The 18,619-nt window shown below is 63.4% G+C and carries 15 protein-coding genes; 8 read left to right on the top strand and 7 right to left on the bottom strand.

The window, feature by feature from the left end; translation table 11 throughout:
* Positions 1–143: 143 nt before the first annotated feature.
* From CI15_RS03365 to CI15_RS03355, 3 genes are all read right to left on the bottom strand, one after another.
* Positions 144–1,028 (bottom strand): Kdo hydroxylase KdoO, encoded by an 885-nt coding sequence (locus CI15_RS03365; RefSeq protein ID WP_062124299.1) that lies wholly within the window; start codon positions 1,026–1,028, stop codon positions 144–146.
* A gap of 96 nt (positions 1,029–1,124) precedes the next feature.
* Positions 1,125–2,066 carry a lipopolysaccharide heptosyltransferase I gene (gene waaC / locus CI15_RS03360; protein WP_241495793.1) on the bottom strand — a complete coding sequence of 314 codons (942 nt, stop codon included), beginning with the start codon at positions 2,064–2,066 and terminating at the stop codon, positions 1,125–1,127.
* A gap of 235 nt (positions 2,067–2,301) precedes the next feature.
* Positions 2,302–3,696: a phosphomannomutase/phosphoglucomutase gene (locus tag CI15_RS03355; RefSeq protein ID WP_062124296.1), complete on the bottom strand. Its 1,395-nt coding sequence runs from the start codon at positions 3,694–3,696 to the stop codon at positions 2,302–2,304.
* Between the two features lie 304 nt (positions 3,697–4,000).
* On the opposite strand from CI15_RS03355, the gene CI15_RS03350 reads away from it, so the two are divergent.
* From CI15_RS03350 to galE, 4 genes are all read left to right on the top strand, one after another.
* Entirely contained in the window at positions 4,001–5,263 is a 1,263-nt protein-coding gene (locus CI15_RS03350) for an oligosaccharide flippase family protein (protein WP_062124295.1), read from the top strand.
* The gene (locus CI15_RS03345) at positions 5,260–6,090 is read left to right on the top strand and encodes a glycosyltransferase (protein WP_062124294.1); all 831 of its coding nucleotides are present in this window, start codon (positions 5,260–5,262) and stop codon (positions 6,088–6,090) included. Before CI15_RS03350 ends, CI15_RS03345 begins: the two co-directional genes overlap by 4 nt.
* A gap of 100 nt (positions 6,091–6,190) precedes the next feature.
* Complete coding sequence (locus CI15_RS03340) at positions 6,191–7,339, top strand: glycosyltransferase family 4 protein (RefSeq protein WP_062124293.1); 1,149 nt, start codon at positions 6,191–6,193, stop codon at positions 7,337–7,339.
* A gap of 12 nt (positions 7,340–7,351) precedes the next feature.
* Positions 7,352–8,374, top strand: a complete 1,023-nt coding sequence (galE, locus tag CI15_RS03335; RefSeq protein WP_062124292.1) for a UDP-glucose 4-epimerase GalE — start codon at positions 7,352–7,354, stop codon at positions 8,372–8,374.
* 66 nt (positions 8,375–8,440) lie between these two features.
* On the opposite strand, the gene CI15_RS03330 is transcribed toward galE, so the two are convergent.
* Positions 8,441–10,006, bottom strand: a complete 1,566-nt coding sequence (locus CI15_RS03330; RefSeq protein ID WP_062124291.1) for a methyl-accepting chemotaxis protein — start codon at positions 10,004–10,006, stop codon at positions 8,441–8,443.
* A 247-nt stretch (positions 10,007–10,253) separates the two neighbouring features.
* Between CI15_RS03330 and CI15_RS03325 the strand changes: the two genes are divergently transcribed.
* The 4 genes from CI15_RS03325 (at position 10,254) to CI15_RS03305 (ending at position 15,268) form a co-directional block, all read left to right on the top strand.
* Complete coding sequence (locus CI15_RS03325; protein WP_062124289.1) at positions 10,254–11,354, top strand: MraY family glycosyltransferase; 1,101 nt, start codon at positions 10,254–10,256, stop codon at positions 11,352–11,354.
* 641 nt (positions 11,355–11,995) lie between these two features.
* On the top strand, positions 11,996–12,961 hold the full coding sequence (locus CI15_RS03315; RefSeq protein WP_062124287.1) for a glycosyltransferase family 2 protein: 966 nt from the start codon (positions 11,996–11,998) through the stop codon (positions 12,959–12,961).
* On the top strand, positions 12,961–13,392 hold the full coding sequence (locus CI15_RS03310; protein WP_062124286.1) for a GtrA family protein: 432 nt from the start codon (positions 12,961–12,963) through the stop codon (positions 13,390–13,392). Before CI15_RS03315 ends, CI15_RS03310 begins: the two co-directional genes overlap by 1 nt.
* Before the next feature lie 16 nt (positions 13,393–13,408).
* Complete coding sequence (locus CI15_RS03305; protein WP_161950033.1) at positions 13,409–15,268, top strand: hypothetical protein; 1,860 nt, start codon at positions 13,409–13,411, stop codon at positions 15,266–15,268.
* Between the two features lie 69 nt (positions 15,269–15,337).
* On the opposite strand, the gene CI15_RS03300 is transcribed toward CI15_RS03305, so the two are convergent.
* The 3 genes from CI15_RS03300 to CI15_RS03290 form a co-directional block, all read right to left on the bottom strand.
* Positions 15,338–16,342: an MraY family glycosyltransferase gene (locus CI15_RS03300; protein ID WP_062124283.1), complete on the bottom strand. Its 1,005-nt coding sequence runs from the start codon at positions 16,340–16,342 to the stop codon at positions 15,338–15,340.
* A complete protein-coding gene (locus tag CI15_RS03295) occupies positions 16,342–17,295 on the bottom strand; it encodes an NAD-dependent epimerase/dehydratase family protein (RefSeq protein ID WP_062124282.1) in 954 nt (317 codons plus the stop codon). The genes CI15_RS03300 and CI15_RS03295 overlap by 1 nt, the downstream gene beginning before the upstream one ends.
* A gap of 75 nt (positions 17,296–17,370) precedes the next feature.
* Positions 17,371–18,603 carry a glycosyltransferase family 4 protein gene (locus CI15_RS03290; RefSeq protein ID WP_062124281.1) on the bottom strand — a complete coding sequence of 411 codons (1,233 nt, stop codon included), beginning with the start codon at positions 18,601–18,603 and terminating at the stop codon, positions 17,371–17,373.
* Positions 18,604–18,619: the final 16 nt, after the last annotated feature.

Here is an 18,619-nt window from a genome sequence, read left to right as displayed (position 1 = left end):
CGTGGGGTTCGTGGGGTTCGCGGGGTTTGCGGGGTTCGTGGGGTTTGCGGGGTTTGCCTGCTTCGCCTGCATCGGCAAGCTCGGGTCGCTCGCGCGCGCGATGCGGGCCGGCACCTGTCCAGCCCTCGGATCAACCGCCGCGTTCAAACCAGCGCCCTACCCTTCAGGCGCTCGAGAATCCCGAGCGGCGCGCATTCCGGCTGCGCCATCGCCTTGACCGGCAGGAAGAACGTCTGCTCCAGCATGAACTGGCCGGACATCACTGCGTGCGAAGTCTGGTCGGAGAAGCACACCCAAACGCTGCCCGGCGGAAACGGCATGGTCTCCTGCGGACTCGTCTTCTGATAGTCGAGGTCGGCCTTCATGCCGTCATGCAGATTGAGCATCAGGTGGTCGTACTCGCTGCGCAGCGATTTGGTCACGTGCAGCAGATTGAGCAGCCACGCGGAGCCCGGCATCTGCGGCTTGATACGCGGCAGGAAGCGTTGCGCCATGTTCTCGAACGGCTCGCCGACGCGCCACACGCGCGGCACGCCGTGCGGATTCACGTTGGTGAACACGCGCAGGATGCGCTCGCCGTAGTTCGGCCGCGACGGAAACGCGTCGACGTGCAGGCGGCTATCGTCCTTGCGCCACGAGGTTTCGCGGGTCTCGACCTGATGCAGCCGCAGGCTCGTCGGCGCGACACGCAGCTTGCCGTTGTACTCGGGAAAGAGTCCGTCGACGAGCGTGCGCGCATTCGCCTGATAACGCGCGATCAAAGCGCGCACCGCCGATTGCGTGACCGCGTCGCCGGCCACGCCATGCAGCGCGCCGCCGTTCGGTTCGAGGCTGATGTTCTTGCGGTTCGGATCGGCGAGCGCGGGATCGAGCAGCGCCTGCTCGCCGCCTTCGATCGCAAAGCGCAGGTTCGGGAAGTACAGCACCTTGCCGCGCTCGACGCCGGCGAGCAGCGTTTCGCGAGGCACGGACAGGTTGCAGCCGTGCCAGTCGGCGTTCGCTACTTCGATGATCTGGGTTTCGTTCATGGTCGCCCTTGGGAACGGAGGGTGCGCAAGGCGAAGCGCACCGAAGGGTTGCAGCAGGTGCAGATGACTGCCGGCCCGGCTTACAGCCAACCCGGGTTACAGCAGACCAAACCCGGCCAGCGCCGACTTGACCTGCTGCAGGGTGGGCGGCTGCCCGGCCGCGCCGAGATTGACGACGTTCGGCGACCAGTAGCCGCCGGTGCGCCACGCAGTCGAGAAATTGTACAACTCGACCGTGGGCCGCTTCAGCGCCGCGGCGATGTGAACCAGACCGGTGTCGACCCCGACCGTCGCGGCCGCGCCGTCGATCAGCCCGACCACCGCCGGCAGCGACAGCTTCGGCGGCACGATGGCGGCCGCGCCGAACTCCTTCGCGAGCCGCTCGCTGGTCGCGCGCTCGGCGTCGCTGCCCCACGGCAGCACGATCGACGCGCCGCGCCGCACCAGCGACTGCCCGAGTTCGATCCACGCGGTATCGGGCCACTGCTTGTCGGCGCGCGAAGTCGCGTGCACGAACACCACGTACGGCACCGGCAGGTTCAGATTCGCCTGCGACAGCGCGAGCGCCGCGCGCCCCGTGTCGAGACTGAAGTCGATGTCGTCGGTGGGTTGCGGCGGCGGGTCGTTCAACGCCGCGGCCACCAGTTGACGCGTGCGCTCGACCACGTGCGTGCGCGGCGGGATCGGCACGCGTCGCCCGTAAAAGAAGCGCACCGGCCATTCGTAGCCGGCGCCGTCGGTGCGGTTGCCGAGGCCGACCAGCGGCCCGCGAGCCATGCTTGCGACCCAGGCGGTCTTGATGAGCCCCTGGCAGTCGATCACCAGATCGTAGTGCTCGGCGACGAGCGCGCGGCGAAACGCGCCGATCTCGCGCCAGTTGTCGACGGACAGGATGCGCTTGCGCCAGCGCCGCAATGACACGGGAATCGCGCGCCGCACGCCGGTCACGAGTTCCACGAGCCCGACGAAGCTTTCCTCGACGAGCCAGTCGATCTGCGCGTCGGGATGGCGGCGCTTGATGTCGGCGATTGCGGGCATGTTGTGAACGACGTCGCCCAGCGACGACACCCTCACGATCAGTATCTTTTGCGCGCTCAAGAGTGGGAAAACCGGTTGTCCGGCTCGAAGATGCGTTGAGAGGACCGCAATTCTAGCGCGTGATCCGTAAAACGCATGAAAAACGCGGCGCGGTAAGGCAACCCGCGCCGCGTTCGCTGGCGGCGACGCTTCGATCCGTCTCGATGAGCGTCGAAGCGCGCCGCCGCATCGGTCGTCAGAACGGCAGTTTCGCGTCGGCCTTCTCCGCCAGAATCACGCGGCGGAAGTCGTCCTGGATGCGCTTGAGCGCCGCGTCGTTGTCGGCTTCGAAACGCATCACGACGACCGGCGTGGTGTTCGACGAACGCGCGAGGCCGAAGCCGTCCGGATATTCGACGCGCAGACCGTCGATCTTCACGACGTCGTCCGCGCCGGTGAACTTCGCGTTCTGCTGCAAACGCGCGATCAGCTCGAAGTTCTCGCCTTCTTCGAGCTTCAGTTGCAGCTCGGGCGTGGAGTGAGAGTTCGGCAGCGAGTTCAGCAGCTTGCTCGGGTCGGCGACGCGCGTGAGGATTTCGAGCAGACGCGCGCCCGTGTACAGGCCGTCGTCGAAACCGTACCAGCGGTCCTTGAAGAATACGTGGCCGCTCATTTCGCCGGCCAGCGGAGCGCCGGTTTCGCGCAGCTTCGCCTTCACGAGCGAGTGACCGGTCTTCCACATCAGCGGCTCGCCGCCCTTGTCCTTGACCCACTTCGCGAGATTGCGCGTGCACTTCACGTCGTAGATGATCTGCGCGCCCTTGTTGCGCGAGAGCACTTCTTCGGCGAACAGCATCAGCTGACGGTCCGGGTAGATGATCTGGCCATCTTTCGTGACGACGCCGAGGCGGTCGCCGTCGCCGTCGAACGCGAAGCCGATTTCCGCATCGGTTTCCTTCAGCGCGCGAATCACGTCTTCGAGGTTCTCCGGGTGCGCCGGGTCCGGGTGATGGTTCGGAAAATTGCCGTCAATTTCCGTGAACAGTTCGACCAGTTCGCAGCCGAGCTTTTTGAACAGCTTCGGCGCGAGCCCACCGGCCACGCCGTTGCCGGTATCGACGACGATCTTGATCGGACGCGCGAGCTTCACGTCGCTCGCGATGCGCTCCAGATACGCGTCGGCGACGTCGTACTCGGTGTAGCTGCCGCTACCGGCGGAGAAGTTTTCGTCGACGATACGTTGATGCAGCGCGAGAATCTGCTCGCCGTAAATGGCGGCGCCGCGCAACACCATCTTGAAGCCGTTGTAGTCCGGCGGATTATGGCTACCGGTCACGACGATGCACGAGTCGACGCGGCGCTCGCCGCCCGCGAGCTTCAACGGCACGCTTGCCGCGAAGTAGCCGACCGGCGTGGGCACCATGCCCACGTTGACGACATCGACGCCGGCCGCACGCAGACCGTCGGACAACGCTGCGATCAGGTCGGGACCCGACAGGCGCCCGTCGCGCGCGACCACGACCGCGTCACCGCCCTGCGCGCGCACTTCGCTGCCGAAGGCGCGACCGATGGAACGCGCGGCATCGACGTCGAGCGTCTTGCCAATGACGCCACGAATGTCATACGCCTTGAAAATGGATTTGGAGATCATGTTGGCTCACTTGCGTGCAATGGAAAATTTTGACCTGTACACCGACGATAACCGGTAAAAACGCGAAAAAAATCGCATAAAAAACCCGTGTTACCACGACTCGATGCACCCTTGCCGGAAGCGGTCCGGTTCCAACTTATAATTGCGTTCTTCTGACCAGCCTGAGTACCGCCATTCTAATGCTTAGACGCCCTCCATTTGTAAAGTTGCCACGGCTGCCGGCCGGGCGGGCGAACGCGCATGGCGCCTCATATAGAGCCGTACGAGGCGGCTCGACCGACGCGCAGCGGCGAGCGGCCAACGGATGCTGACGGTCAAGCGCTTCGCCAATCCCGACGTCACCCGAGCGTTTACGAACATCGTCTGGCTGGGGCTCGAGCGGCTCACGCAGATCGGCGTCGCGATCGTGATCAGCGGCATGCTCGCGCGTTACTTCGGGCCCGATACGTTCGGCAAATGGCAATACGCGAACACGCTGCTGCTGGTGCTCTCGCCGATCACGTGGGTCTGCGGCGCGGAGATTCTGGTCCCGACCATCGTCAACCGCTCGCCCGAACAACTCGGCACCGTGCTCGGCAGCGCCTTTGCGCTGCGCTTTGCGGTGTCGGCGCTCGCGCTGCTGCTGACATGGCTCGGCATCGCGCTGCATGTGTTCGAACCGCTCGTCGGCGCGATGCTCGCGGGCCTCGCGGTAACGATGCTGTTTCGCGAACCGTTCGTCGGCGTGATCAACGCGTGGCTGCAAAGCATGACCTACAGCAAGCCGCAGTTGCTGACCAGCATGAGCACCGCGGTGGTGAAGGCCGGCCTCGTCTATCTGCTGGTGCGCGCGATGGCCGCGCCCGCCCGCTTCGGCTGGCTGTGGGCGCTCGAATCGGCGGCGATCGGCGCGGTGCTGTTGCTCTACTTCATGCGCCGGCACGGCGGCAAGCTCGGCTGGCACGTCGACCGAACGCTGTTCAAACACTTCGCGAGCGCGGGCACCGTGTTCTGGCTCGGGCTCATCTGTATGTACCTGTTCCTGAAACTGGACCGGCTGATGCTCGAGCGCGCGATTTCGTTCGCCGACCTCGGACGCTATTCGGCCGCCCAGCAGTTGAACGAAAACTGGATCACGCTCGCGCTGATGCTCGCGCAAACCATTGCGCCGGCGTTCGTCTATCGCGTGCAGGGCATCGCGCAACTGCGCCGCAACATGTGGCGGCTCACGGCGCTGACCGCCGTGCTGATGGTGGGCGGCGCGCTCGTGCTCGATCTGCTCGCGGGCTTCATCATCCGCCGCGTGTTCGGGCCGGATTTCGAAGGCGCAATCGACATCTTCCGCTGGGCCGTGTGGCTTTCTGTGCCGGCCGGTATCGAGGCGATCGGCAATCTGGTCGTGCTCAAGTATCAGGCCAAGTTCGTGTTGCTCGCGAAGTGGCTGCTCGCGCTGGCCGTCGCGTTCGCGGTCAATCTGCTGGCGATTTCGCGACTCGGCGCGTATGGCGCGCTCGTGGGTCTCGCGGCTGGATATCTGGCGGCCGCGTCGGTCAATCTTTATTACATCCGTTTCAAATTGCGCCCATGACGAATTCATCCGCCACCGCGCAAACCACGCTCGACGACGTCGCGGTGCTGATGCCCGCCTACAACGGCCAGGCGGACGTCGATTCCACGCTCGCGTCGTTCGAGGAAAGTGCGCTGGTGCACGTACTGATCGTCGATGACGGCAGCACGCCGCCGATCGTCGCGCCCACGCTGCCGAACCTGAAGATCGAGGTGCTGCGCATGGCGCAGAACAGCGGTATCGAACGCGCGCTGCAAACCGGCATCGACGCGCTCGCGCAGCGCGGCTTTCGCTACGCGGCGCGCATCGACGCGGGCGATCGCGCGGTGCCGCGGCGGCTCGCGAAGCAGCGCGCCTTCATGGGCGCCCATCCGAATGTGGCGGGCCTCGGCATGTGGACCCAGGTCGTCACGCGCGCGGGCGAACCGCTTTTCATGCTGCGGCCGCCGAGCGAGCCGAGCGCGATCCGGCGTCAGCGCTTTTTCCGCTCATGCCTCGCGCATCCGTCGATGATGCTGCGTATCGATGCCGTGCGCACAGTCGGCAACTATCGCGCGGCGTATCGTTCGGCGGAAGACCTCGATCTGTTCGTCCGTCTGATGGAACGCTACGACTGCGCGAATCTGCCGGAGCTCGGCCTCTATTACGAGCTGAACGAAGGCGGCATCAGCGCGACGAAGCGGCGCCGGCAGATCGGCTCGACGCTGCGTTTGCAGTTGCGCTACTTCAACGTGGCCAATCCGTATGACTGGTTGGGCCTCGCGAAGAATCTGCTGCATCTGATGCTGCCTTATCGCACCTTGCAGCGGGTCAAGCGCGCGCTGTTCGCGCGGCGCGCGAGCCGTTGAGCCCGCGGCGCGCGGTGCACGCCGCTTCGTTCGTGGCCGTATTGGCTGCTCTATCCGTTTTCCCGATCAACGCCCGATGCAACGCTCAGCCTCTCCCCGCATGAAGCCCTCTTTCAAGTCGACGCCCGCGCTGCGCATTACACTGGTCTGCAACACGGCCTGGGCAATCTATACGTATCGGCAAGGGCTGATCCGCACGCTGATCGGACGCGGCGTCGACGTGACGGTGCTCGCCCCGCGCGACCGCACGTTCGAGCTGCTCGCCGCGATGGGCTGCCGCTGCATCGAGCTGCCGGTGGCTTCCAAGGGCACCAGTCCGCGCCAGGATCTGCGCACGCTCATCGCGCTGTATCGCCAGTACCGCACGATCCGTCCGCACGTCGTGTTTCACTACACGATCAAGCCGAACATCTACGGCTCGATCGCGGCGAAACTGGCTGGCGTGCAGTCGGTGGCGGTCACCACCGGGCTCGGCTACGTGTTCATCCAGCACAGTCGCGCCGCGCAGGTCGCCAAAAAGCTGTATCGTTTCGCGTTCCGCTTTCCGCGCGAAGTGTGGTTCCTCAATCGCGACGATCAGGCCGCGTTCATCGAGGGCAAGCTGCTCGTGCATCCCGAGCGCGCGCGGCTGTTGCATGGCGAGGGCGTCGATCTCGAGCAGTTCGCGCTCACGCCGCTGCGTGAGCGCGAGGAGTTTCGCTTCGTGCTGATCGGGCGGCTGCTGTGGGACAAGGGCGTCGGCGAATACGTCGAGGCCGCGCGGCAATTGCGCCAGCGTTACCGCCACGCGCGTTTCCAGCTGCTCGGGCCGGTCGGGGTCGACAATCCGAGCGCGATCACGCGCGACGAAGTCGCCGCGTGGGAACAGGAAGGCGTGATCGAGTACCTGGGCGAAGCGCACGACGTGCGGCCGTTCATCGCCGATGCCGATTGCGTCGTATTGCCGTCGTATCGCGAGGGCGTGCCGCGCACGCTGATGGAGGCGTCGGCGATGGGCCGGCCGATCGTCGCGACCGATGTGCCCGGCTGCCGCGAAGTGGTGGCCGATGGTGTCAACGGCTTGTTGTGCGAAGCGCGCAATGCAGAAAGCCTCGCCGCGAGCCTCGCGCGCATGCTCGACATGAGCGTCGCGGAGCGTCGCGCGATGGCGGAACGCGGCCGACAGAAAGTCGCGACCGAATTCGACGAACGCACGGTCGTCGAAACCTATAAGGACCTGGTGCAGAAAATCACGGGTGTTTTACTTTAAGGGAGCAACAGCATGACCACGAAGGGCACGATTCTGGTAACGGGCGGCGCCGGTTTCATCGGCTCGCACACCTGCGTCGAACTGCTGAACGGCGGCTACGACGTCGTGGTGATCGACAACCTCGTGAACAGCAAACGCGAATCGCTGCGGCGGGTCGAGAAAATCACGGGCCGTGCGGTGAGCTTCTACGACGACGACGCGCGCGACGAAGCGGCACTCCAGCGCATTTTCGACGCGCATCCGATCACCGGCGCGATCCACTTCGCGGCGTTGAAGGCCGTTGGCGAATCGGTCGCGAAGCCGATCGAGTACTACTCGAACAATGTGGGCAGCCTGCTGACGCTGCTCGGCGTGATGCGCGATCGCAACGTCAAGCAGTTCGTGTTCAGCTCATCGGCCACCGTGTACGGCGTGCCGAAGAGCTCGCCGATCGACGAATCGTTCCCGCTTTCGGCGACCAATCCGTATGGTCAATCGAAGCTGATCGCCGAGCAGATCCTGCGCGATCTCGAAGTCTCGGACCCGTCGTGGCGCATCGCGACGCTGCGCTACTTCAATCCGGTCGGCGCGCACGAAAGCGGCCTGATCGGCGAAGATCCGGCCGGGATTCCGAACAACCTGATGCCGTACGTCGCCCAGGTCGCGGTCGGCAAGCTCGAGCGCCTGCGCGTGTTCGGCGGCGACTATGAGACGCCCGACGGCACCGGCGTGCGCGACTACATCCACGTGGTCGATCTCGCGCGTGGGCATCTCGCCGCCCTCGATGCGCTCGTCAAGCGCGATGCGAGCTTCGTCGTCAATCTGGGCACGGGCCAAGGCTATAGCGTGCTCGACGTGGTGCGCTCGTTCGAACAGGCATCGGGGCGGCCGGTGCCGTACGAGATCGTCGCGCGCCGCCCCGGCGACGTCGCGCAGTGCTTCGCGGATCCGGGCGCGGCCGAGAAGATCATCGGCTGGCGCGCGCAGTTCGGCATCGAGCGGATGTGCGCGGATCACTGGCGCTGGCAGTCGATGAATCCGCAGGGGTTTGCGTAAAGGGGCTGAGGTGAAGCAGGTACTGCGCATTGAAAACGCGCAGCACCTGCCACCGGATCCCGACACTCAGGCCAACGCAGCCGACCCTTCGATCCGAAACACCGAGATCGCGTCCTTCAGAACGATGGCCTGCTCTTCCAGCGTCTTCGCCGCGGCCGCCGCCTGCTCGACGAGCGCCGCGTTGTGCTGCGTGACCTCGTCGATCTGCGACACCGCCTTGTTGACCTGCTCGATGCCGTCGCTCTGCTCGAGCGCCGACGCCTCGATCTCGCTCATCACGCCGGTCACGCGCTCGACCGCTTTCAGCGCTTCCTGAATCGTCTTCTGCGCATCCGACACCAGCGAGGCGCCCTCCTCGACCTTCGCCGCCGACTCGCCGATCAACTCCTTGATCTCCTTGGCGGCCGCGCCAGAGCGCTGCGCGAGGCTGCGCACTTCCGAGGCGACCACCGCGAATCCGCGCCCCTGCTCGCCCGCGCGCGCCGCTTCGACCGCCGCGTTCAACGCGAGGATGTTGGTCTGAAACGCGATCCCCTCGATCATGCCGATGATCTCCGTGACCTTGCGCGACGACTCGCTGATGCCGTCCATCGTTTCGGTCACGCGCGACACCACCTTGCCGCCACGCGTCACCGTGTCGAGCGCGCCATGCGCGAGGCGGTTCGCCTGCTTCGCGTTGTCGGCGTTCTGCTTCACGGTCGCCGACAGCTGCTCCATGCTCGCCGCGGTCTGCTGCAGCGCGGCCGCCTGCTGCTCGGTGCGCGCCGACAGATCGGCATTGCCCGACGCGATCTCGTTCGCGCCCTGGGTGATCGCGGTCGTGCTGCCGCGCACCTTGCCGACCGTTTCGACGAGGCCGTCGCGCATCCGCGTCAGCGCGCCGAGCAACTGGCCCATTTCGTTGCGCGATTTCACCTTGATCGCGACGCTCAGGTCGCCGGCTGCGATGCGCTCGAAGTGCTTGACCGTCGCGTTGACCGGCTTGATCAGCGCCGACGACAACGCGACGCGCGCGCCCACGGCGATCACGAGCGCGAGCACCGCGATCGCGCCGAATAGCACCGTCGCGAGCTGGAAGCGCTGCGCGCCGGTCGCGGCCTGCTGATGCTGATTGTCCATCTGCGCCCGCTGGAGCGCATCGATCGCTTTCGAGTAGGACGCGTACAGGCTGTTCGCGGTATCGCCCTGGATGTTGCGGAAGGTGTTGAAGTCGAAATCGGCCATCGCCTTGAATTCCGGCTCGATCGCCTTGTCGACGAGCGCCGTGCGCGCCTCGCCGACGCTCTGCGCAAGCTTGCGCTCGGCGTCGCTCGCGAACGGGCCGGCCATGTAGTTGCGAAAATCGTCGTTCGATTCGGTCAGCACCTTGTGCGCGGCCGGCAACTGCTCGTCGGTCTGCTTGCCGACGCTGAATAGCGTCTGATAGGTGCCCAATGCGAGCTGCACCTGCAAAAGCTTCTCGGAACTGGCCTTCAGATGCGACAGCGCGGCGGCGCTGCGCTGCATGTCGTCGAGGCTGTCGTTGGCGAGCTTCAGCGCGCCGTAGCCGACCGCGATCACCGTCAGAAGAGAAGCGACGAATACGCTGATCACCAGCGTCAGTCCGCCACGAATTGTGATGTTATTTAGCATTGGGTCTCCGGAACGCCTGTGTTGCGCGCGACTTACACTTCGTCGCATCCCGGTTTACGGTCGTAATGCGCGCGCGCCGCATAGGTGAAATCCATGAGAAGCGAGCACGCACGGGCCTCTGCGGGCGGTTTCGGTCTCTTTATCTGGGATTGATGCCATCGCGCATGAAAGCTTGGGCCCCTGGCCGCGCGCCGGATACCGCGCGTTTCGTTTGTATAATTCCGCGTCTTCGCTCAGGCCCACCTTCATGCTCAGTTTTGCGCTCGGCTTTCTCGTTTCCCTGCTGATCACGCTGTTGATCGTGCGTTATGCGCATCTGCATGAAAAATTCTCGACGGATACCGATCTGGCCGGCGTACAGAAATTCCACGTGCGCCCGGTGCCGCGTATCGGCGGGACCGGGATTCTGCTCGGGCTGATCGCCTCCGCGGTGCAATTGCATCGCGCGTATCCGGCTGTGTCGGGCGGCATTCTCGGCTTGATCGCGTGCGGCATGCCGGCGTTCGGCTCGGGGCTCGTCGAGGATCTGACCAAGCGCGTGTCGCCGCTCGCGCGCCTCGTGTGCACGATGGCGGCGGCCGCGCTCGCGTGGTTCTTTCTCGACATCGCGGTCACGCGCATCAGCGTGCCGCCGCTCGACTTTCTGCTGTCGTATGCGGCGATCTCGTTCGTGGTCACGGTGCTCGCGGTCGCGGCGCTCGCCAACGCGATCAATATCATCGACGGCTTCAACGGCCTCGCGTCGATGGTCGCGTTCATGATGTTCGCGTCGCTCGCCTACGTCGCGTTCCAGGTGCACGACGCGGTCGTGCTGTCCGCGTCGTTCATGATGATGGGCGCGGTGCTCGGCTTCTTCATCTGGAACTTCCCGGCCGGGCTGATTTTTCTCGGCGACGGCGGTGCCTACTTCATCGGCTTCATGCTCGCCGAGCTGTCGATCCTGCTCGTGATGCGCAATCGCGACGTGTCGGCGTGGTATCCGGTGCTGCTCTTCATGTATCCGATCTTCGAGACCTGCTTCTCGATCTACCGCAAGAAGTTCATTCGCGGCATGTCGCCGGGCATTCCCGATGGCGTGCATCTGCATATGCTGGTCTATAAGCGGCTGATGCGCTGGGCGGTCGGCGCACGCACCGCGCGCGAGCTGACGCGCCGCAACTCGTTGACCTCGCCGTATCTGTGGCTGCTGTGCCTGATCGCAGTCGTGCCGGCGACGCTGTTCTGGCGGCACACGCTGCATCTGTTCTGCTTCGTCGTGGTGTTCGCGGCGACTTATGTGTGGCTTTACGTGAGCATCGTGCGGTTCAAGTCGCCGCGGTGGATGGTGGTGAGGAAGGCGAAGCGGTGAGGCGCGAGCAGAGACGCCCGAAGGCTGAATGATGCCGAAGCTCAGCCACCATGTGCCCGAGCCAACGACGTCCCCCGAGGCAAGACCGTAGGCGCTGCGCGTCGCAGCTTGCTCGCGTTTAACGAATGAGCCGAGCTTTGCCGACGTTTTGGCGACGTTTTGGCGACGTCAGTGCCGCGCTCGATCAAAGCGTTTCCCGCCCGCTAAAAAGCGAGCCCGATCGTCACGTTCACGAGGAGATGCAACCTCACTCGCCCAGGGTTCTGCTACTCGATGTGGCGCGCCAGTTCATGAGCCAGTTCCTCGGCATAGCTCAGCGCTTCGCTTTCGACCGTATACACGGCGTCGCTCGTAAAACGGTTGTGCAACGCAGGTGTCTTGCTGTGATCGATATGGACGATCGTAACCGTCCATGCACCTTCCGCTGTCTGGGGAGCATTGAATCTGAACTCGTGCGCACCGACAAAAAATGCCTTTCCGCTCATATTCTTCTCCGCATCAGCCAAAAGAGTATTATGCGCGCGTCGTTGCGCATTCCGGTCACTGCGGCACACATGCTTGAGGATCGGCGATTCGATCTTATGGGAAAATCTTGCCGGCGGGAGCAACACCCGTCATATCAACTTGAATCAGCCGCCCAAATGATATCCAACGCAACCGAGGACACCCCGGCAGCAAAGATCGCCGTCCTGATCCCTTGCTACAACGAACAGACCACCATCCGTGCCGTCGTGCAGGATTTCGCGGCCCATCTGCCGGACGCTTCGATCTATGTGTTCGACAACAACTCTTCGGACGCCACGATCGAGCGCGCTCGCGAGGCTGGCGCGACGATTCGCTCGGTGCCACTGCAAGGTAAGGGTAACGTAGTGCGACGCATGTTCGCGGACGTCGATGCGGACGTCTATGTTGTTGTGGATGGCGATGACACCTACGATGCGGCTGACGCGCCTGCCTTTGTCGACAGGCTGCTCGCGGAAGATCTTGACATGGTCGTCGGCGCACGCGTTTCAGACGAAGATGCGGCATACCGTCGAGGTCATCGCTTCGGTAACGTGATGCTCACAAAGTTTGCTGCGCACATTTTTGGCAACTCATTTTCGGACATGTTGTCCGGCTATCGCGTGTTTTCGCGGCGCTTCGCCAAATCGTTTGCCGCTCATTCCAAAGGTTTCGAAATCGAAACGGAGCTGGCCGTTCATGCGCTCGAACTGCGCATGCCGGTTCAAGAGATGCAGACTCGCTACAAGGCTCGACCCGCAGGCTCTGCCAGCAAGCTGAACACCTATCGCGACGGCGCACGCATCCTGTTCATGACTTTGCGCCTGTTCAAGGCCGAGAAGCCGTTGGCGTTCTTCTCGATCGGCTTTGCCGTTTGTGCTCTGGCGTCGATCGTGCTCGCAGTACCTGTATTGCAAACCTTTATCGAAACAGGTCTCGTGCCGCGCCTGCCCACCGCACTACTGTGCGCGGCTCTGATGCTGTTCGGCGCGCTGCTACTGGTCTGCGGACTCGTCTCCGACACGATTACCCGCGGTCGCGCCGAGGCGAAACGACTGGTCTACCTGAGTTTTCGCGAGCCGTCGCAACGGCGTCGGGCGCGCTAATGAGGCGTCAACTCATTCGTTTCACACTCGTCGGCGTGGCAGGATTCGTGGTCGACACGTCCGTGCTGTATCTCGCTCTGCATGCCGGCGCCGGCTATTACATTGGTCGGATCATGTCCTTTTTGGCGGCCGTTTTTGCGACGTGGCAATTGAACCGACGCTTTACGTTTGGCGCTGCCAATTCGGCTTCCGCCTCCGGCAGCCATCCTACGGAGAGCAGTCAATCCGGAAACATCATGCGCGAGGGCGGCAAATATCTGGTCGCGATGTGCGGCGGCGGCGCGGTCAATTACGCGATGTATTGCCTTTGCGTGGCCCTGCTGCCCCATTTCGCGATGCTGCCCCTGGTTGCAGTCGCGGCGGGATCACTGGCTGGGCTCGCCCTCAACTTTGTATTGGCTCGCCGCTGGGTGTACCGGCCGTCTTGCTGACTCCCATCTTCGACTCATGCTCAACCCTCTCAAGCATACCCATCCCGAACGACCCGGCGGCGGACTCGGGCGGTGGTGTTCAATCGTTGGCAGCGAGCGTGCCGCACTAATCGCTCGATACGTCGTACCCTTGCTATTCGGCCTCTACGCGTTGCTGCTCGGCCAGGATAACAACTGGGACATGCGGAACTATCATCTGTACAACGGATTCGCGTTCCTGCACGACAAACTGGCGATCGATCTGGCGCCGGGTGGAATGCAGAGTTATTTCACCCCGACGCTCGACGTGCTCACGTGGCTACTGTACGCGGGGTTGCCGGCGCCTCTCGTCGGGTTTGCTCTGGGCGTTTTGCACGGCCTCGCATTCGTGATCGTATTCGACATCGTGCGATGCGCGCTGGATGGCACGAACGAACGACGTAGCGAGCGAACTGCGCTGTGGATATCACTCGCAGGCGCCCTCACCGCCAACTACCTCAGCGGCATTGGCAACAGCATGGGCGACAATACGACCGCGTTGTTGGTGCTGCTAGCGGTATCGCTGACACTGAAGCATTGGGACCTGCTGGCACAGGCCTCGCTGCGCGCCGTCGTGCTTGCGCTGACGATCGGAGCATTGACCGGCGCCGCGTCGGGCCTAAAACTGACCAACACGATGTACGCGATCGCGCTATGCGCCGGTTGCCTCGTTCACCCGGGCAATGTGCTCGCACGTCTGCGGATCGGGTTCGCTGCAGGTATCGGCGTAATCGTGGGACTCGTTGCGAGCGGCGGGTACTGGTTCGCAACGATGTGGCAAACATTTCGGAATCCGTTCTTTCCGCAGTTCAGCAATCTCTTTCCGAATCCGCTGGTGCCTCCTATCGGCGTGGCGGATTTACGCTGGTTTCCCAGCAGCGTACTGGACGCGCTGCTCTGGCCATTTATCTTTTCGTTTCACTCACAGCGAATCAGTGATACACCGATCCGCCAGGTCATCTGGGCACTGCTCTATGCGGCGGCGATTCTGTGGGTGGCGCGCGCGGTCTGGCGAGCATTAACCGCACGAAGGGCCACGTCGCTGACGTCACGACAAGCTTTCGTGCTGGTATTCATTGCGGTCGGCTACGTCGTGTGGCTCAAGATGTTCAGCGTCTATCGTTACGTCGTCGCGATGGAGATGCTGGCGCCACTCGCACTGTATGTTCTCGTCCACGACATGCTGCCTGGCAGGGCCGGAAAGCGTATCGCTACATGGCTGATTACATTTGCGACGTTAGTCGTCGTTGCGCATGGCGCGCCAACCTATGGGCATGTTCGCTGGGCCCGAACAGGATTTCATGCCGACACACCAGCAATCAGCGAACCGCGTCGCACCACCGGAGTCCTGCCTGGGGGAGCGCAAGGTCTGAGCTGGCTCGTCACGCAATTTCCGCCTGACGTCGCATTCGTCACGCTGGAGCCGAACGTCCTCGTCACCTCACGCTATAACGAACGTCTGAAAGACATCATTGCGCAGCGCGGTGGCCCGGCCTATGTCGTCATCGGCGGTCTTGAGAATAGTCGTCGCGAAACGGTTCGAAAGGCACAGGCACTCGCGGACGAGACAGGGCTTCTACGATCGGATTGGGGCTGCGCCGTCGCGCGCCGCGTGGTCGACGGGCTCCATCTGGATCTCGCACTGAAGCCGGACGAAGCCGGCCGTTGCCGTTTCACACTGCGCGCCGGCGACGAGGCAGCCTTGCAGACAGAAAACGCCGCGCAGGTAAAACAGACTGCCGCGTTGCTCGAGGCACATGGGCTACGCATGACCTCGACGGCTTGCGGCACTTACCGCGGCTGGATCGGCAACCATTCGATCGAGTATCAATGGTGCCCGATTGAATTGCTCCGTTGAGATTGTCGATGCCTGCCGGCGTGGCCGCCGATCGAGAGATCGGCCACCGCGCCGATCTTGTCGCGGACACTAGCCGGCGGCGCGACTCCAGTGCCGCCACTTCGCATCGATGCACAAGCCGACCACCGCCAGAACGCCGTACCATGCAATGCACATCGTCCATTGCATGGCTGTAGTCGTCCGGGTAGCCGTGATCGCCAGCACGGAGCCGCACAACATCAACGCGCCGTACGTCAGCGCCACGCGCACATGGCTGCCGGTCATTTGCACGAGCCGTTGATAATAGTGCTGGCGATGAGCCTCCCAAAATCGTTCGCCACGCGCCAGCCGACGTAGCAAAGTGACGGTCGCATCCGCGATGAAAGGTGCAAAGACCAGCGGGGGCATCCACACGGGCCACGCACCGTGTTGCCAACCCCAATAGCCCAGAGCGCCGGCCAGGAATCCGAGCGGGATTGAACCCATATCGCCAAGGAACACGCGCGCCGGCTGGAAGTTGAACAGCAGGAAACCCACTGCTGCACCAGCGACGGCAGCGCAGATCGATGCGAGCTCGCCGTGCGTGGATGACGCGGCGAGCGCATAAGTCGCGAATCCGAACAGCGTCATGCCGCCTGCAAGACCGTTCGAGCCGTCCATGAAGTTATACAGATTGACGAGCCAAACAAGCGCCACCCCCACGACGATCGCAAACCACCAGCTAATGCCATTGGCGCCGGCCACCACCGCCACAGCAACGGCAAGCACGTGCGCCGCGAAACGTACCCGCGCGGGCAGCCCCTGGCGGTCGTCGATCTGTGACACTACGCCGAGCAACACAGCGCTGGCCGCGATCCAGCGCAGAGAAGGCGCGAACAGGACGATCGCCAGGACAGCGGTTGGCAATACGCCCCATCCTCCGACGCGTGGGATTGGGCGCTCGTGCAGCGAGCGATGATTGGGAATGTCGACCGCGATGTCCCATGCCCAACCCGTACGCAGCAATAGCGCGAGAATTCCAGAGCACAACGCCGCGGAAACAATGCCTATCGTCACTAGCAAGCCGACATCCGACAATTGCAGTCGCCCCAACATCAATGTTCAGCCCGGTATGCACGCACTGTGTGCGCGAGCCCTTCTGCAACCGACCAGGGCGGTGCCCAGCCAATATCGTCGCGCAGTTTCGAAATGTCGACGCGCAGCGAACTGGTCAGACGGTCGACCTGGGCAATACGCCCGGTCAGGCGGCCAAGTCCGCGCAGCAATGCGACCGGCACCGGCACGAGGCGCGTTGGCCGGGAAAGCGCCGAAGCAATAGCGCGCACCATGTCGGGCACGGTGAGGTCATCGCCATCGCTGACATGAAAGACCCCTTCGGTGAACTCGGCACGGGTCGCGAGCAGCTGGATTGCATCCACGAGATTGCCGACGTAGACCATGCTGCGGCGCGCGTCGATCGCGCCCAGCGGCAGCGGAATGCCACGGTCCACCACACGGATCAAGCCTCGAAAGTTGGCCCGCACGCCGGGCCCATAAACGAGCGGCGGCCGCACCGTGACGATCTGCATCCCGTTGGCACGACCGAATGCCGCAAGTTCGCGTTCCGCTTCGAGTTTCGACACGCCATAGGGATCTGTCGGGTGCGCCGGATCGTCTTCGCGCCACGGCCGACCTGGCTCGCATTCGCCTAGCGCCTTGATGCTGCTGACGAATACAAAGCGCCGCGCGCCCCCGCGAAGGGCCGCCGACGCAGCATCCAGGGTTCCTTGCACATTGACGGCGCGATATTCGGCGAGCGGATCGGCGGCGCCATCCTGCATCACGTGCACGCGCGCGGCCAGATGTACGAATACATCGACGGGCCCGATGGCAGGATTGCCGCGCGCGATGCTCGCGAAATGATCATCGGGAATCACAAGCTCGGTCGCCCCTTCTACTATCGAAGGTGAGCCGCGCACCAGTGCCGTTACCCTATGTCCCCCACCCTGCAAGACCCGGCACAACGCACGTCCGACAAAACCATTCGCGCCGCTGACGGCGATCTGCATGACTTGATTCCTCTCCAGCCTATCGGCCTGTCGCATGAGTTTGTGCGTCCGATTGTAAACGTCGTCCAAATCCGGCTACGCGACGAGCGAGCGGTAGACGTCAACCGTCTGGCGAACCGTTGCGTCCCACGTGAGTTCCGAGGCGCGCGCCAACCCTTTGGCAATCAGCGTGGCGCGCAGCGCTTCGTCGCACAGCAGACGCTCGAGCCCTGCCGCGATCTCGTCGACCGAGTAGGGATCGACTTCCAGCGCTGCGCCCGCCGTCACTTCAGGCAGCGAAGTGACATTCGAGGTCAGCACCGCAACGCCACTCGCCATGGCTTCGGCAACGGGCAAGCCAAATCCCTCGAATAACGACGGATAGGCAAATACGGCGGCCGACGAATAGAGCTTCAGAAGCGACTTTCTTGCCACATAACCTGGCAAGATGACTTGCTTCGCTCCCACCAGCCGCTCGATGTCTCGCAAGAGGTCGGAATTCATCCAGCCCTCAGCACCGATCAGCACGAGCGGAAAGGCGTTCCGCATGTCAGCAGGCAGATTCGCAAAAGCCGCCACAAGTCGCGTCAGATTCTTGCGCGGCTGCAGCGTACAAACAGACAGGATGAATCCTCGCTGCCTGAGCCCCAGTTCGGTCAGGAGAGACTCGCACTCCTCTGCCCGATGCGGGCGAAAGCAAGGCTCGACACCGAGAGGAATGGCCACCACCTTCTCTTCCGGCAAACCATACACTTCGATCGCGTCGCGTCGCGTGTACTCGCTCACCGCGATGACTTTCTGGACCTGTTTGAGCGTGTCCGGGAGATTCCTGTCGAGATAGTCGACGGCAGCCTGCGGATGAAACTCTGGGAAGTGGCGATGGGAAAGATCGTGGATCGTCACGACACTGGGAGCTGCATACGGAGACGCGACGAAGTTCGTCTCGTGATAAATGAAGCCGCGGCGCGCGCATTCCGCCCGCAAACTAGCGGACTTGATACGCCGCACCACCGTGCGCCCGTGATAAACGCCGGGGAGACTGCGCGCCGCGCGGAGCAGACTCGCCTTCCACCCATCGCTGAATTGCGCTCCCGCCTCCAGCGAATTCTCCCCGGACAATAGCCCGGTGACACCGCGACGATCGTAGTATGTCGAGCCGACCCAGCCGCCGATTTCCTCGATGTCGCCCCGCTCGAAGAGCCCTTCCAGAAGATGCTGCGTGTAATAGCCGATGCCGCTTCGCGGAGGCCGCAACGAATTCAGATCGTAAAGCAGTTTCATTTGAATAATGTGTGGCTGGCGAACCTGCACCGATTGCGCAAAGCGCAAGGCCCTCGCCTGTTGT

Origin of the sequence: Paraburkholderia monticola (assembly GCF_001580545.1) — a bacterium.
GTDB lineage: Bacteria > Pseudomonadota > Gammaproteobacteria > Burkholderiales > Burkholderiaceae > Paraburkholderia > Paraburkholderia monticola.
The sequence above is the reverse complement of the archived record's forward strand: the minus strand, read 5'-3'. Positions and strand labels throughout refer to the sequence as shown.

Coding starts and splice junctions, on each gene's coding strand:
- CI15_RS03345 (WP_062124294.1), top strand. CDS start 5,260: ATGACGAATTCATCCGCCACCGCGCAAACCACGCTCGACGACGTCGCG.
- CI15_RS03355 (WP_062124296.1), bottom strand. CDS start 3,696: ATGATCTCCAAATCCATTTTCAAGGCGTATGACATTCGTGGCGTCATT.
- CI15_RS03350 (WP_062124295.1), top strand. CDS start 4,001: ATGCTGACGGTCAAGCGCTTCGCCAATCCCGACGTCACCCGAGCGTTT.
- CI15_RS03315 (WP_062124287.1), top strand. CDS start 11,996: ATGATATCCAACGCAACCGAGGACACCCCGGCAGCAAAGATCGCCGTC.
- CI15_RS03325 (WP_062124289.1), top strand. CDS start 10,254: ATGCTCAGTTTTGCGCTCGGCTTTCTCGTTTCCCTGCTGATCACGCTG.
- CI15_RS03300 (WP_062124283.1), bottom strand. CDS start 16,342: ATGTTGGGGCGACTGCAATTGTCGGATGTCGGCTTGCTAGTGACGATA.
- CI15_RS03340 (WP_062124293.1), top strand. CDS start 6,191: ATGAAGCCCTCTTTCAAGTCGACGCCCGCGCTGCGCATTACACTGGTC.
- CI15_RS03295 (WP_062124282.1), bottom strand. CDS start 17,295: ATGCAGATCGCCGTCAGCGGCGCGAATGGTTTTGTCGGACGTGCGTTG.
- CI15_RS03330 (WP_062124291.1), bottom strand. CDS start 10,006: ATGCTAAATAACATCACAATTCGTGGCGGACTGACGCTGGTGATCAGC.
- galE (WP_062124292.1), top strand. CDS start 7,352: ATGACCACGAAGGGCACGATTCTGGTAACGGGCGGCGCCGGTTTCATC.
- CI15_RS03310 (WP_062124286.1), top strand. CDS start 12,961: ATGAGGCGTCAACTCATTCGTTTCACACTCGTCGGCGTGGCAGGATTC.
- waaC (WP_241495793.1), bottom strand. CDS start 2,066: ATGCCCGCAATCGCCGACATCAAGCGCCGCCATCCCGACGCGCAGATC.
- CI15_RS03365 (WP_062124299.1), bottom strand. CDS start 1,028: ATGAACGAAACCCAGATCATCGAAGTAGCGAACGCCGACTGGCACGGC.
- CI15_RS03305 (WP_161950033.1), top strand. CDS start 13,409: ATGCTCAACCCTCTCAAGCATACCCATCCCGAACGACCCGGCGGCGGA.